The following is a 13,734-nucleotide window of genomic DNA, read 5'->3' as shown; positions in this document are numbered from 1 at the left end:
AAGGCCCCGCCGAGACCCTCGCGGGCCATGTTGAACACGTTCAGGCTGGGTTTGCCGGCAGCGGCTTCCAGGTATTTCCCGGTTCTCCCGCTGATATACACAATGTCACCCACGCTGGTGGTCAGCACGGCTGGCGGTGTGTAGTGTTCCATCAACAGGGGCGTCAACCTGCGCCTTCAGGTTCGTAGGCGCCAGCAATGCCGGTGCCATCGGCTTTTTGAAGGCCAGTGCGTTCGCAATATGGGGTGAGAACGTCGTCGGAAACTCCAGGTGGCCTGCCCGTGCAACCGCATTCTGACGCTTGTAAATACGGGCCTGTCCTGGCAATTGCGCGAAAAGATCGGTTGCGCCCCCCACCGTCTCTGAGTTCCCCAAAACCAGAATGCCATCGGGATTGAGGCTGTAGTGAAAGAGTGGGAGCAGTTTCTTCTGTAAATCCGATTCCAGGTAAATCAGAAGGTTGCGGCAGCTCAACAGGTCAAGCTTGGTAAAGGGCGCATTCATGACCACGTTTTGTGGTGCAAAAATCACCATCTCCCGGATTTCCTTGCAAATCCGATAGCCGCGTTCTTCCTGCACAAAAAAACGCAACAGGCGCGCCTCGCTGACATCGGCGGAAATATTGACCGGGTAGACGCCTGCGCGCGCCGTGTCGATGGAATCCTGATCAAGATCCGTAGCAAATATCTGCAACGTGTAATGAACGTCCGGATTCACTTTGTCCAGCGCTTCCCTGAAAACCATGGCCAGCGAGTAGGCCTCTTCGCCGCTGGAGCAGCCTGGGGTCCAGGCTCGCAACACGCCACCGAGCTGGTGCGTCGCCAGCAGTTCGGGGAACACTTCGTCCTTCAGTTGCTCCCATACCGCTGGATCGCGGAAAAAGCGGGTTACCCCAATGAGCAGGTCCCTGAAGAGAAGCTCGGACTCATGGGGGTCACTGCGCAGGTAACGAACGTAATCGGCGATTCTGGAGAGATGGTGCAAGCCCATGCGGCGTTCAATGCGCCGGTAAATCGTGCTTTTCTTGTAGAGTGAAAAGTCATGCCCCGTCTTGCTGCGCAGCGTGAGAATGACTTTTTCAAGATCACTCAGGTCTGCCTTACCCGGCTTGTGGTCGGCGCGGGGTGTCAGCGTCGGTATGTGTTTGAGGTAAGCATCGATTTTTTCGCCCAATTCCTGTGCTGGGGCAACGACGTCTGCCAGCCCGGTGCCGATGGCACTGCGCGGCATTCCGTCGAACTGTGTCGACGTCGGTGCCTGCACAAAGACTGCGCCGCCCTTTTCCTTGATGGCACGCAACCCCAGCGTGCCATCGGAGCCCATGCCCGACAGGATGACGCCAATACCTTGTGCCTGCTGATCATCGGCCAGAGACCGCAGGAACGCATCAATCGGCAGCCGCAACCCACGTGACTCTGCGGGTTCAAGCAGGTACAGAACACCGTGCAGAATAGACAAATCCCGATTGGGCGGGATGACATACACCTGATCGGGTTCCACTGGCATCCGGTCTGTAATTTGGGATACCCGCATGGAAGTCTTGCGCTGGAGCAGCTCTGCCATGAGGTCTCTTTGGGCGGGGTCCAGGTGCAGGACAACGACAAAGGCCGCGCCACAGTGGGCGGGCACATGCCCAAGGAACGCTTCCAGAGCCTGCAATCCGCCGGCCGATGCGCCTATGCCAACAATCGGGAAAACCTTTTGAGCCGTCCAAAGTATCTCCGTACCGACAGCGGCCGGGTTCATGTGGTTTGGCGAAGATTGCTTCATGGCGTTGACGGACTTAATGGTCGCTTATGACAATGGCAAACCGCCTTGATAAATCGCAAGGTCTGGTGTGAGGTCGCGTCAATGATGGGAGCCCTGCCCACTCGAGTCCATTTGGCATGTTCCACGATCGAAATGAAGCGGCCCTCGCATTGGCGGTCCAACTCCAGAACTACCGGGGCAAGAACCCGCTGGTCATCGCGATACCGCGCGGGGCGGTACCCATGGGCAAAATCATTGCCCGTGCGTTGACTGGTGAACTCGACGTGGTCCTGGTGCGCAAACTGCGCGCACCGCACCAGCCAGAGCTCGCAATTGGATCAGTGGATGAAAGCGGCTGGACCTATATAGCCGACTACGCAGGTGCTTATGGCGCGAGCCAGCAGTACATTGCCGCTGAGAAGCAGCGGCAGCTGGAGACCATTCGCCAGCGACGCGTGCAGTACACACCGGTGCGCCCGCCGATTGACCCCGCCGGGCGCATTGTCATTGTGGTGGATGACGGCCTTGCCACGGGTGCCACCATGATTGCGGCCCTTCAGGGTTTGCGAACCCGGCACCCTGCGCAACTGATCTGTGCGGTACCGGTGGCGCCGCCTGACACGCTGAAGAAAGTGGAAGAACTTGCCGATCAAGTGATCTGCCTGGAAGCCCCGGAGTATTTCCGGGCCGTCGGTCAGTTCTATGTGCATTTTCCACAAGTCTCGGACGACGAAGTCATCGCCCTGTTGGGGGCGGGACCTGCGCAAGAGAGCGATCCGTAAAAGCGCTCGCCACGTAACACCTTGCCACCGTTTTCCTTGAACTAAGTGGCATCCTCCGTCTCGGCGTCAATCTGGACGATGTTGATTCCTTGGGGAAAAAATGCACAATGCATGGAAATAGCACAGCCAGCCGACTGGATAGCTCTCAACCCTAAGCAGAATTGTCAAACCGCTTCATGGACCTCCCTTTTGATAACGCGTCGAACCGGCTGCAGATCAGCTACCAGCTTGTGTTCGAGCGCAATCCATTGCCCATGCTGGTCTATGACAAAAGTACACAGCGGGTTTTGGCGGCCAATGAAGCGGCGGTCAAGTGCTATGGGCATAGCGCCGCTGAATTCCATGGGCTGCAGTTGGCAGATCTTCATCACCCTGACGAGCGGCCGCTGTTGAAGCTGTATCTGCAGCAACCCGAAGCCGAACGCGAAACGCGGCGGGCGTGGCGACACCAGAGCCGAAATGGCGATCTGCTCCATGTGGAAGTCGATGCACAGGATGTGGAGATGGATGGCGTGCGCGCACGCATGTTGCTGGTGAGGGATGTGACGCAGCTGCGCCTTGTCGAACAAAGGGCGATGGCGGAGCGTGAAATCCTGTCGGCAGTCGTCAAGGCATCCCACGACGCCATCATCAGCACCGACGTTGAAGGACGCATCCTCACTTTCAGCCCCGGCGCCGAGCGCGTATTTGGTGTCAGTCGTGAGCGGATGGAAGGTCAGGGAGTGGAATCGCTGTTGCCTGAACGGTTCAGGGCTGCGCATGTGCAGCAGCGGCGCCACTTCGCCGAGGCCAAGGGGCCTTCTCGCATGATGGGTTTGCGGATGGTCAAGGGCTTGCGCGCCGACGGCAAGGAGCTTGATTTGGAGGGAACCATTGCGCAAATCAGTGTGGGGCAGGAGCAGGTGCTGATTACCACCCTGCAGGATGTCACGGCGCGGGTGCAGGGCGAATTGGAGCGCCAGGAGTCCCGCGCGCAACTGTCCGATCTTGCGAACAAGTTGATGTCGCAGGAGAAAGAACTCGTCAAACGCATCGCCCAAGCCATGCACGATCAGTTGGGCCAGACCATGGCGGCCATCCGCATGGTCCACGAAACCATGGGTGTGCTGCAGCCTGACCGTGTTTCGCCAGAAATTGCCCGGCTGGACCAGCAGTTGGGTGCGTTGATCAAACAGGCCATACGCCAGGTCCGTCAGGTGTTGATTGAACTGCACCCGCCGCTCCTGGACGAGCACGGGCTGGCCGCTGCGCTGGACAATGAATTGCGCAACCGCTCGCTGACCCAGACCCGTACCCATCTTGCGCTGGAAGTGCCACCGGCGCTGGCGGCCGTTCGCTGGCCTACCGCGGTTGAATATGCTGCATTCATGGTGGCTCGGGAAGCGGTTGAAAATGCGCTGCGGCATTCGGGTGCGTCGTCCATATCCGTGCATCTGTCGGGTGGACCGCTGTCTCTTGAGGTGGTGGTGCTTGATAACGGAGCCGGTTTCGCTCCAGAAAAAAGGAAAAAATTGGGACACTTGGGTATTGCCGGAATGGGGGAGCGTGCCAAGTCAGTAGGCGCTTCTCTGGACCTTGAGCCTCGCGACGGTGGCGGCACCTGTGTGAGCCTGCGTTGGCAGCCTGCGACATGAGTCAGCTGTATCTGGTTGATGACCATCTGATTATGCGGGAAGGCTTGCGCGCGCTGATGCAGGCGCGGGGTCACACCGTGGTGGGCGAGTCGGCGGACCCGACCGAAGCCCTTGCCGATGTACAGCGCTTGAAGCCTGATGTTTTGCTGCTGGACCTCAACCTGGGAGGCCGTTCGGGCTTTGAACTGCTTGCAGACCTGCAGCGTCGCCAGGTGGCAACTCGCTGCGTCGTGTTGACCATGTCGGCCCAGCCGCGGCATGTGGCCGAGGCACTTCGCATGGGCGCGCTGGGGTATGTGCTCAAGGGCTCTGCGGGTAATGAGTTGGCCAGCGCCATTGAGGCAGCCACCCAGGGTCGACGCTACCTGGGTTCTGATGTCGCGGACCTGGCGATGCAGTCGATGGTCCAGGTTGACGCCGATGACCCCTTGGCCACCTTGTCGCCGCGTGAACGGCAAATCATCACGATGGTGGTTAACGGACAGTCCAGCAGTGAAATTGGATTGCAGCTCCATTTGTCGCCAAAAACCGTGGCCACTTACCGAAGTCGACTGATGACCAAGCTGGGGGTTGGCGATGTGCCGGGACTCGTGCGACTTGCAATTCGTTACAAATTAGTGGACGCCGAGGGGCATTAGTCCACGCCTGCTGTCACCAGGCGTCAAGAACTCCCTACAGACGCCACAACATTCGCGGACTACATTTCCTGAGCGGGGCCGGAGGATGCGCCCACCGGGTGCAGGCCCCCGCGGGTGATTAACCATGATGAATGTTCAAACCATGCCGGGCAACACGACCCGTATGTATTCTTCAGTCCGGCCCCAGGCGCGCCAGCGGCGTAGCGAAGGCGATTGGTCGGGCTTGCAGGAGGTCATGGATCTCCTGTTGTTTGAAGGGCGGGCAAGCGGCATGGATAGCGGCCGGTTGTTTCGCCGCCGCCGCATCAAGGCGGGGCAATCAGCCTACGCGATGGGGCAGGCGTTCGATGGCTTGTATGTGGTGCGGCTGGGTGCGCTGAAGACCATCGTTACCCATGACGACGGCAATGAACATGTACTTTCGTTTTCCATGAAGGGTGATCTGCTGGGGACAGACGGCGTGTGCAAAAACCAGTATTGCACCGAGGCGGTTGCGCTGACTGATTGCGAGGTGATACGGTTGCCCGCGACGGAATTGTTTTCGCCCGGACGTGGTTGCAACGATGTCGAGCGAATGGCTTACTGGGCCATTAGCCGGGAGATCGTCAAAGAACAGACATCCTACGCGCTGTCCCATGCAGCAAGGTCGGAGGTAAGGGTTGCACGGTTTTTGTTGCTGCAGTCCGAATGCTTTGCAACCATGGGCTACTCGCCCCGCCGTTTTACATTGCCCATGACCCGCAGGGATATTGGCAGCTACCTCAGCGTTACACTGGAAACCGTCAGCCGTGCCCTGTCCGCACTGCATCACCTGGGCATTATTGAGGTCTCCAACCGCGAAATCACGATTCTTTCGCCTGAGGCTTTGCGGGCCTATGAAGGATAGGAAAAAAGGGTCAGTCAACGCCATAGGTCTGCCGTGAATTACAAAAAAAATCCACTGGATGCCGATTCGTTGCGACAACTCGCAACGGAACAATTTGGGCGCCCCACAACCGATGGCGCCAGTGGCTTGTCCGCAGAACAATCGCAGCGGATGCTGGAAGACTTGGCAATCACCAAGATTGAGCTGCAGCTGCAGAATGAGCATTTGAATGCGACCCGTGCCCAGCTGGAATTGGCGCTCAGCCAGTCCACAGAGTTGTATGACTTTGCGCCGGTGGGCTGCTTCAGTACCGATACGAACGGCGTTGTGGTCAAGCTGAATCTGGCTGGCGCCCGATTGCTGGGGCAGGAGCGGGCGCGGATTCTGGGAACCCGGTTTGATCAGTTTTTTCCGGACAACGAGCGGTCCGCAATCAACTCCCTGCTTCGTGTCTCGATGGCGTCTGGGGACGTGCAGCGCTGTGAGGTGTCTTTGCTAGACAAGAACCGCACGCAAAAACACATGCAGGTTGAATTGGCGCCACTGGGTCATGGGCTGGGTTGCCATGCCATTTTGGTGGACATTACCGAGCGCAAGCAGCTTGAACAAAAATTGAGAGAAAGCGAAGCGCGCTGGAAATTTGCACTGGATGCAGTGGGGGATGGCGTATGGGACTGGGATGTGTGCAACGGGGCGGTCACCTATTCCCCCCGGTTTGCGCAACTCTATGGTTTTGACAGCGATGAATTCGGGAGCAATGTGGAGAGTTGGAGCTCCCGTATTCACCCCGACGACCGGCAGCGTGTGATGGCTGCGTTGCAGCGGTGCCTGACAGGAAATGCCGCCAGCTATTCCAATGAGTACCGGGGGCAGTGCAAGGACGGTAGCTGGAAATGGATCCTTGCCCGAGGCGCAGTGTTCAGTCGCAATGTGGATGGTGCTGTGTTGCGAATGATCGGTACCCATACCGATGTCACTGTGCGCAAGCAGATGGAAGAAACCGTGCAGGTAGTCAGCGGCTTGCAGCAGGCCGTATTCGACTCACTCCCCTTTCACATTGCCGTGCTGGACAGGGATGGCAATATCTTGCAGACCAACGCCGTCTGGAAGGCCTATGCCGAGGCCACTGGGTTTGGCAATCGGTGCGGCTTCATCGGTGACAGTTATTCCGACGTGCTGGAAACAGTGATGGGCGGTGTTGGCGAGACTATTCGCGCAGCGTCCATTGGTATTGCTTCGGTCATGTCCAGGGAGCAGCCTAGCTACCAGCTTGAGTACGCTTGCCGTGCGACGGGTGAAAAACGCTGGTTCGTCATGAAGGTTTCGCCGGTCAGTGATGGGCAAGGCCGGGTGGTGGTGAGCCACCAGGATGTGTCCTCGCTCAAAGAGGCGGAGTTGACCAGTTTGCGACTGGCCAACTATGACGACCTCACCGGGGCGCTGAGCCGACGCAACTTCCTGGAAGTCGCCGAGCGGGAGTGGATGCGTTCCACACGCTATCAATTGCCGCTAATGGCACTGGCAGTGGACCTGGATCGTTTCAAGACCATCAATGATGAGAATGGGCATTCCATCGGCGACGCGATCTTGAAGAATTTTGTTCAAGTAGCCAATGAGGTTCTTCGGGAGTCCGATGTGATTGGGCGCATGGGCGGTGACGAGTTTGCCGTACTTTTGCCCAACACGACGCTTGAAGGGGGCAGGGCACTGGCCCTTCGGATTGTTGACAAGGTCAGTTCAAGCCCTGTGGAGGTGGATGGGCGCGACGTGTCCTACACCGTCAGCATAGGCGGAAGCTGTCTCTTGAAGGAGGCCTCGTTTGCAGACCTCTTCAAGCGGGCGGATGCGGCGCTGTACCAGGCCAAAAATGGCGGGCGGGACCGTGTTGCCATCGACATGGCCGGGACTCCCTGCCTTTGGTAGGCGGGCGCGGGCAGCGACAGACGTACCCCTGCCGGAGCCGGCGGACAACGAAATCCGCATTCAGGGGCCTGGGTGAAGGCCTTGCTCCAAAAAGTGGCTCTCAAACCAGTGGCCAGCCAGACCTGCCGCTACGTCCAGCGTGCCCGGCTCTTCGAACAGGTGTGTAGCGCCAGCTACAACTTCCAGCTTCTTGGGGCACCGTAAAATCCGCATGGCTGCCTGATTGAGGCTGAGCACCTCGCGGTCTTCACTGCCAACGACCAGCAGGGTGGGTGCCCGCACATCCGCCAGATGCCAGCCGGCCAGGTCGGGTCGCCCGCCGCGAGACACCACGGCCTGTACCCGCGCAGGCATGCGTGCTGCAGCAACCAAGGCAGCGGCTGCACCGGTGCTCGCGCCGAACAGGCCAACGGGCGTAGTGGCAAGGTCCGCGCGCGTGTCCAGCCAGATCAGCGCGCTGATCACCCGTTGGCCCAGTAAATCGATATCGAAGACGTTGGCGCGGTCGATTGCCTCGCTGTCAGTCAACAGGTCAAACAGCAAAGTACCCAGCCCATAGGACTGCATGACCCGGGCTACGAACTGATTGCGTGTGCTGTGACGGCTACTTCCACTGCCGTGAGCAAAAACGACAATGCCCAACGCATTGCAAGGCAGACTTAACTCGCCGGGCAGCGCAAGGTCGCCGACCAGCACACTTTGACGACTACTCTTCGTGTGCGGTGTGTGATGGGCCAACATGATTTTTGTGTCCATCAAAGCATGGGCATGTCACCGCCAGCGCCCAGGCCGACATCGGTGGATAGCGGCTTGGGCGCATTGGCAATCATGCAATCCGTGGTGAGAATGAGGCTTGCGATCGATGCTGCATTCTGCAGCGCTAGACGGGTCACCTTGGCAGGGTCTATCACGCCCATTTGCAACAAATCACCATACGTGCGCGTCGCGGCGTTGTAGCCAAACGCGGGGTCCGTGGATTCGTCAACCCGGTTCAGAATCACCGACGGTTCGTCGCCCGCATTGCTCACGATGCAGCGCAAGGGATCTTCCAGCGCCCGCGCGACCAGATGAATGCCGGAGTTTTCGTCCAGGTTGCTGCCGGTCAATCCGGCCAATACATGCCGTGCCCGCAGAAGAGCGACACCCCCTCCGGGAACAATGCCTTCTTCAACGGCCGCGCGGGTGGCATGCAAGGCGTCTTCCACGCGCAGCTTGCGCTCCTTGAGTTCGGTCTCAGTGGCTGCGCCGACCTTGATCAACGCAACGCCCCCGGAGAGTTTGGCTGCGCGTTCGTCGAGTTTCTCCTTGTCATAGTCGCTGGTTGCGGCCTCGCGTTCCTTGCGAATCACGGCGATGCGCTCCTTGATGGCCTGCGGCTGCCCTGCGCCACCAATCAGCGTGGTGTTGTCTTTGGCTACCTCGGCACGCACTGCGCGTCCAAGATCCGCAAGTTTCACCTTGGCCAAAGGAAGGCCGACCTCCTCACTCACGACCACCCCCCCTGTGAGAATGGCAATGTCCTGCAACATGGCTTTGCGGCGGTCGCCAAACCCCGGTGCCTTGACGGCGCAGGTCTTCAAAGAGCCACGCATGGTATTGATGACCAGCGCAGCCAGCGAGTCGCTGTCCACCTCCTCGGCAATGACCAGAAGTGGCCGCCCTGACTTGACCACCTCTTCGAGAAGCGGCAACAAGTCCTTCAGCGAGGAAAGTCTGGCATCACACAACAAGATGGCGACGTCTTCCAGAATGGCACTTTGTCGCTCTGCGTTGTTGATGAAGTAGGGTGACAGAAACCCGCGGTCAAACTGCAGTCCTTCCACTGCCTCCAGCACGCTCACCAGCCCGGAGCCGTCTTCAATGGAAATGGCGCCCTCGCGGCCCACCTTGTCAATGGCGCTGGCCAGCAGATCGCCAATCGAGCGATCGTTGTTGGCCGAGATGGCTGCCACATGGGCAATTTCTTGAGATGTGGTGCACGGTTTCGCCATTCTTTTCAACTCGGCAACCACGACACCCGAATTGACGATCTGCGGCGGACCGAATTCACGCTCCAGAATGACCGTGCGCCCCCGAGGCCCTAATGTGACCTTGACCGCCTGTGCCAATGCGTCCACGCCCCTGCGGATTTTGTCCCTCGCCACGTCGTGAAACAGGAGCTGTTTGGCTTGCATGATCGGGTTCTTGTGAAATGGTGTCAGCCCATGCTAGGCGGGGTACTGCCGTTGCGCGTCATCCAGCCGCTTTGCGGACCTTCTCGGTGGACTCCTTGAGCTGCTCCAGCGATTTTCGGAACGTTTCCCTGAGTTGCATCCAGCCCTCTGAGGTGGCGCCCTTGACATCAGACAGGCGCTGCTGCGCACCCCGAAAGTCGTCTTCCAGTTTGTCCAGATCCGCCTGCAGTTGGGCTTTGGTTTCCTGGCTTGCCTTGGTCGCCTTGATCTGAAGGTCTGAAATGGCCGTGCGCAGATTGTCCAGTTCCTTTTGCGCACTTTGGGTGAAGGCGTTGCGGTCTGAATCTAATGGACTTTCTTGCGCTGCCGGGGGTGCCGCTTTTCCCATTTCCGGCAAGGCCGGCTTGAATTTGTCACACGAGGCGCAACTGGCGGCGAGAACAAGCGCGGCAACAATGGACAAAGGCTTGTGGCTCATGTCATTCCTTTCGATGGGCATTAGGTTGGAGAGGTGAACATGGACAGATGCTAGGTGCGGTGGGGCAGGAAGCCTTTGATAGAACGCAAGGCAGCCGGTGCCACAGGCTTTGATTTTTATCAATGCGAAGCGACGCAAAGAACCCATCCTTGGACGCTCTGCCAGATGAGGAGTGTTGGATGAATAATCGGCGCAAGACCGCTATAAGCCGGTCGGTGGATGTGTGCAACGGTGATGCGGATGGCTTGTGTTCGCTGTTGCAGTGGCGTTTGCATGAACCCAGGATCAGCACGCTGGTGGCCGGTTTGCGTCGCGACGTGGGGCTGCTTGCCCGCGTGCATGCCCGCTCGGGCGATGAGGTGCTGGTTTGTGACCTGCCCATGGATTGCAATCGCAGCGCCTTGCGGCGCCTGCTGGACTGTGGCGCCACGGTGCAGTATTTTGACCACCATGTGGCAGATGAGGTCACCCGACATCCGCGCCTGCGCGCCACGGTTGATTTTTCCCGTGGTGTTTGTACCAGTCTGTTTGTGGACCGGATTCTCGGTGGCCGGTACCGTGGGTGGGCCGTGGTGGGCGCGTATGGCAAGAACCTGACCACGGTAGCCAATGGATTGGCGTTGCGCGTGGGCTTGGGTGCACAGGCGCGTGTGCGTCTGCGGCAGTTGGGCGAACTCATCAGCTACAACGCGTGTGGGGTGGATGAGGCGGATGCGACCATTGCGCCAGCCCACCTGTATGAAGTTCTGTCCCGCTACAGCGATCCATTGGATTGTCTGGAAGCCGAGACTGTTGTGCAGGACCTGGATGTGGCCCGCCAGGAAGACCTGTCGCATGCTTTTGCGCTGGCACCCTATTGGCAGGACGCACATGCCAGCGTGTACATGCTTCCGGATACGGCATGGAGCCGCCGTGTGGCGGGTTGTGTGGACAAACAGTTCTCGGTTGCAGAGCCGCAGCGTGCGAGTGCCGTCCTGCGGTCTAAGGGCGATGGTCGCTTCCACGCGAGTGTGCGTGCCCCATTGGGTGCGCCAGAAAATGTGGGCGAATCCCTTGCTGGCGGACGCTCCGCCCATTGGGTTGTGGATGATTTGCCGGCAGGCGAGGTGGATCACTTCATACGGTCATTTTCTGCAAGCCGGTGGGGTGGCCTGCGCACGCCTGTTTTTCGGGCGTGGCGTTGAAGGATTGACATGGACAAAAGGAATACGAGATGAACACATTGACCAAGCTGGCAATGGGCATGATCAACCGATTGACACTGGAACCTCCGCAGGGGGAGGCGCAGGTGGCGGTCGCATTGCCCCCGCCGCAGACAGAAGGCGGCCTGCCATTGATGGCGGCTTTGCGTCAGCGCCACTCCGGGCGGGACTTTCTGCCCACTGCGCTGGAGCCGCAACTGCTCTCCAACCTGCTGTGGGCTGCGTGCGGCGTTAATCGGCCGGATCTGGGTGGCCGCACCGCTCCATCGGCCATGAATGCGCAGGAGGTTGACATTTATCTGGCAATGCCCCAAGGGCTCTACCTTTACGATCCCCCAAACCAGTTGCTGAAGCTCATCGTGGCCAAGGATGCACGGCGCGTGACGGGGTACCAGGACTTTGTGGACAACGCCCCGCTGGACCTGGTTTTTGTAGCCCACCACGGGCGCATGAAGCTGGTGCCTGCGGCAGCACGGGAGTCTTACGCATCGATCGCGGCGGGTGCAATGGTGCAGAACATTGCACTGTTTTGCGCATCTGCCGGTCTCGCTAATGTGGTTCGGGCCTGGTTCGACCGCGGTGCGCTGACACAGGCCATGGGGCTGAGCGAGGATCAGCAAATCCTGATAACCCAGACGATCGGCTTCCCCAAGGCGAGCGACGTGTAACGATGCTGTGGCGCCGGTGCCGGCTTAGCGGCTGCGCCCATCCCGGTAGTTGCCGCCAATCTTGCCGCCCAGCCCGCTGGCTTTGGCCAGCCGCGCCATGGCAGTGCCTGCATGGGCATGGGTGATGGCCAGCCCCAAGGCGTCGGCAGCATCTGGCCCCGGCAGGCCGGGCAATGCCAGCAAGCGTTGCACCATGGACTGCACCTGGGTTTTGTCGGCCCGGCCGTAGCCAACGACCGCCTGCTTCATTTGCAGCGCCGTGTATTCGGCCACCGGCAGGTCCCGCGACACCAGCGCCGTAATGCACGCACCGCGGGCCTGCCCCAGAAGCAGGGTGGACTGCGGGTTGACGTTGACAAACACAATTTCTACCGACGCGTGGTCGGGTTCGTAGCGTTGCACCACTTCGCCAATGCCGTCAAACAGCACCTTCAGGCGCGCGGGCAATTCACCAATGTCCAGGTGCTGGGTGCTGATCGTGCCGCTGGCCACGTAACGCAGTTCGGAGCCTTCCACATCAATCACGCCAAAGCCGGTGGTGCGCAGTCCGGGATCTATGCCCAATATTCGCATGCTATTCTTTTTGTAGCTGCTTGCGCAGTGTGGACGGGGGCTGGAGCCTGCTAAATATCAAAATGCCAGCGGACTGAATGAAAGAAGACCGGGGCAGCAAAGCACAGTGCATCGACCCGGTCCAGAAGACCGCCAGTGCCGGTGACGGATTTGCCTTCTGCGCCCCAGTTGGGAATGCCGCGGTCGCGTTTGAGGGCCTTCATGACGAAGTGGCCCAGCGACCCGGCCACACAGGCAATCAAAGCAAATGCAAAGGCGGTGCCAGGCACCCAGGGCGTGATGCCCGCCAGCAGGGCGCCCAGCAGGCTTCCCACGGCAATGCCGATGCCCCAACTGGTCCAGTTGAAGCTCTGGCTGATGGCTGGTGCCACCGGCCGGCGCCGAAACCGGCGTGAGGCAAAGTGTTGCGCCACCATGCAAACCTGCATCACCAGCACGAGAAAGAAAACGAGAAAAGCGTTGCGGTTGTCGTACCCCGGGAACTTGAGCAGCAGCAGGGCGGGCACATGGCTCATGCCGTAGATGCACACCATGATGCCCCACTGCAGCTTGGCGTTGCGTTCCAGAAAGCGCAGCGGGTCGTTGGCCAGCGCGCTGGCCAGGGGGAGCGCCAGAAACACGTAGACCGGGATGAACACGGCAAACATGTCGAAGTGGCCACTGCCCACCAGCCAGTACTGCACCGGCAGCACGACAAAGAATGCCAGCACCAGACTGCGGTGGTCACCCAGCCGTGTGGGTGAGAGAGTGAGAAATTCGCGCAGGGCGAAAAACGACACAAAGGCATACAGGGTCAGCACCACCCGGTCGCCCGCTATCCACCCGATCCAGAAGACCAGCACCATGAGCCAACTGGTGCGCAGCATGCCGTCCACGCTCTTGAGTTCCTTGGCCCACTCTTCGGCACGCGGGTCGTCCCCCCGATCGCGAATCGACAGCACAAATGCAGTGACGCTGGCGGTCAGCAGCAAGCCAAACACAATGACGAACAGGGTGCCGATCTGCTGGGTGGGGGTGAGATTCTTGAGGTAGTAATACATGGCGCCCC

Annotated in this window: 13 protein-coding genes; 7 read left to right on the top strand and 6 right to left on the bottom strand. The window is 59.5% G+C overall.

What is annotated here, in order from left to right; all coding sequences use genetic code 11:
• Positions 1 to 105: 105 nt before the first annotated feature.
• Positions 106 to 1,770, bottom strand: a complete 1,665-nt coding sequence (locus AC097W_RS13045; protein ID WP_479602993.1) for a chemotaxis protein CheB — start codon at positions 1,768 to 1,770, stop codon at positions 106 to 108.
• A 116-nt stretch (positions 1,771 to 1,886) separates the two neighbouring features.
• On the opposite strand from AC097W_RS13045, the gene AC097W_RS13040 reads away from it, so the two are divergent.
• From AC097W_RS13040 to AC097W_RS13020, 5 genes are all read left to right on the top strand, one after another.
• Positions 1,887 to 2,531, top strand: a complete 645-nt coding sequence (locus AC097W_RS13040) for a phosphoribosyltransferase (protein WP_479602992.1) — start codon at positions 1,887 to 1,889, stop codon at positions 2,529 to 2,531.
• Positions 2,532 to 2,707: 176 nt separating this feature from the next.
• Positions 2,708 to 4,165 (top strand): PAS domain-containing sensor histidine kinase, encoded by a 1,458-nt coding sequence (locus AC097W_RS13035; RefSeq protein WP_479602991.1) that lies wholly within the window; start codon positions 2,708 to 2,710, stop codon positions 4,163 to 4,165.
• Complete coding sequence (locus AC097W_RS13030; protein ID WP_479602990.1) at positions 4,162 to 4,803, top strand: response regulator; 642 nt, start codon at positions 4,162 to 4,164, stop codon at positions 4,801 to 4,803. The genes AC097W_RS13035 and AC097W_RS13030 overlap by 4 nt, the downstream gene beginning before the upstream one ends.
• 124 nt (positions 4,804 to 4,927) lie before the next feature.
• Positions 4,928 to 5,689: a Crp/Fnr family transcriptional regulator gene (locus AC097W_RS13025; protein ID WP_479602989.1), complete on the top strand. Its 762-nt coding sequence runs from the start codon at positions 4,928 to 4,930 to the stop codon at positions 5,687 to 5,689.
• A 33-nt stretch (positions 5,690 to 5,722) separates the two neighbouring features.
• Positions 5,723 to 7,591 (top strand): GGDEF domain-containing protein, encoded by a 1,869-nt coding sequence (locus AC097W_RS13020; RefSeq protein ID WP_479602988.1) that lies wholly within the window; start codon positions 5,723 to 5,725, stop codon positions 7,589 to 7,591.
• A 60-nt stretch (positions 7,592 to 7,651) separates the two neighbouring features.
• Here the strand turns inward: AC097W_RS13020 and AC097W_RS13015 are convergent, their stop codons facing one another.
• Genes AC097W_RS13015 through AC097W_RS13005 form a run of 3 tightly spaced genes read right to left on the bottom strand, consistent with a single transcriptional unit; the run spans position 7,652 to position 10,243 of the window.
• A complete protein-coding gene (locus AC097W_RS13015; RefSeq protein ID WP_479602987.1) occupies positions 7,652 to 8,332 on the bottom strand; it encodes a dienelactone hydrolase family protein in 681 nt (226 codons plus the stop codon).
• A 14-nt stretch (positions 8,333 to 8,346) separates the two neighbouring features.
• Positions 8,347 to 9,765 carry a chaperonin GroEL gene (gene groEL / locus AC097W_RS13010; protein ID WP_479602986.1) on the bottom strand — a complete coding sequence of 473 codons (1,419 nt, stop codon included), beginning with the start codon at positions 9,763 to 9,765 and terminating at the stop codon, positions 8,347 to 8,349.
• Between the two features lie 58 nt (positions 9,766 to 9,823).
• Complete coding sequence (locus AC097W_RS13005; protein WP_479602985.1) at positions 9,824 to 10,243, bottom strand: sll1863 family stress response protein; 420 nt, start codon at positions 10,241 to 10,243, stop codon at positions 9,824 to 9,826.
• Between the two features lie 179 nt (positions 10,244 to 10,422).
• Here AC097W_RS13005 and AC097W_RS13000 point away from each other — a divergent pair, with 179 nt between their 5' ends.
• Positions 10,423 to 11,427, top strand: a complete 1,005-nt coding sequence (locus AC097W_RS13000) for a hypothetical protein (protein WP_479602984.1) — start codon at positions 10,423 to 10,425, stop codon at positions 11,425 to 11,427.
• A gap of 29 nt (positions 11,428 to 11,456) precedes the next feature.
• The gene (locus tag AC097W_RS12995; RefSeq protein WP_479602983.1) at positions 11,457 to 12,113 is read left to right on the top strand and encodes a SagB/ThcOx family dehydrogenase; all 657 of its coding nucleotides are present in this window, start codon (positions 11,457 to 11,459) and stop codon (positions 12,111 to 12,113) included.
• Positions 12,114 to 12,137: 24 nt separating this feature from the next.
• Here AC097W_RS12995 and ruvC read toward each other — a convergent pair whose 3' ends face one another.
• Positions 12,138 to 12,686: a crossover junction endodeoxyribonuclease RuvC gene (gene ruvC, locus AC097W_RS12990; RefSeq protein WP_479602982.1), complete on the bottom strand. Its 549-nt coding sequence runs from the start codon at positions 12,684 to 12,686 to the stop codon at positions 12,138 to 12,140.
• 50 nt (positions 12,687 to 12,736) lie between these two features.
• Entirely contained in the window at positions 12,737 to 13,726 is a 990-nt protein-coding gene (locus AC097W_RS12985) for a phosphatidate cytidylyltransferase (RefSeq protein ID WP_479602981.1), read from the bottom strand.
• Positions 13,727 to 13,734: the final 8 nt, after the last annotated feature.

The sequence above is a fragment of the Rhodoferax sp. GT1R46 genome (assembly GCF_056521285.1).
Note: the sequence above shows the minus strand (reverse complement) of the source record. Positions and strands in the feature narration are given on the sequence as shown.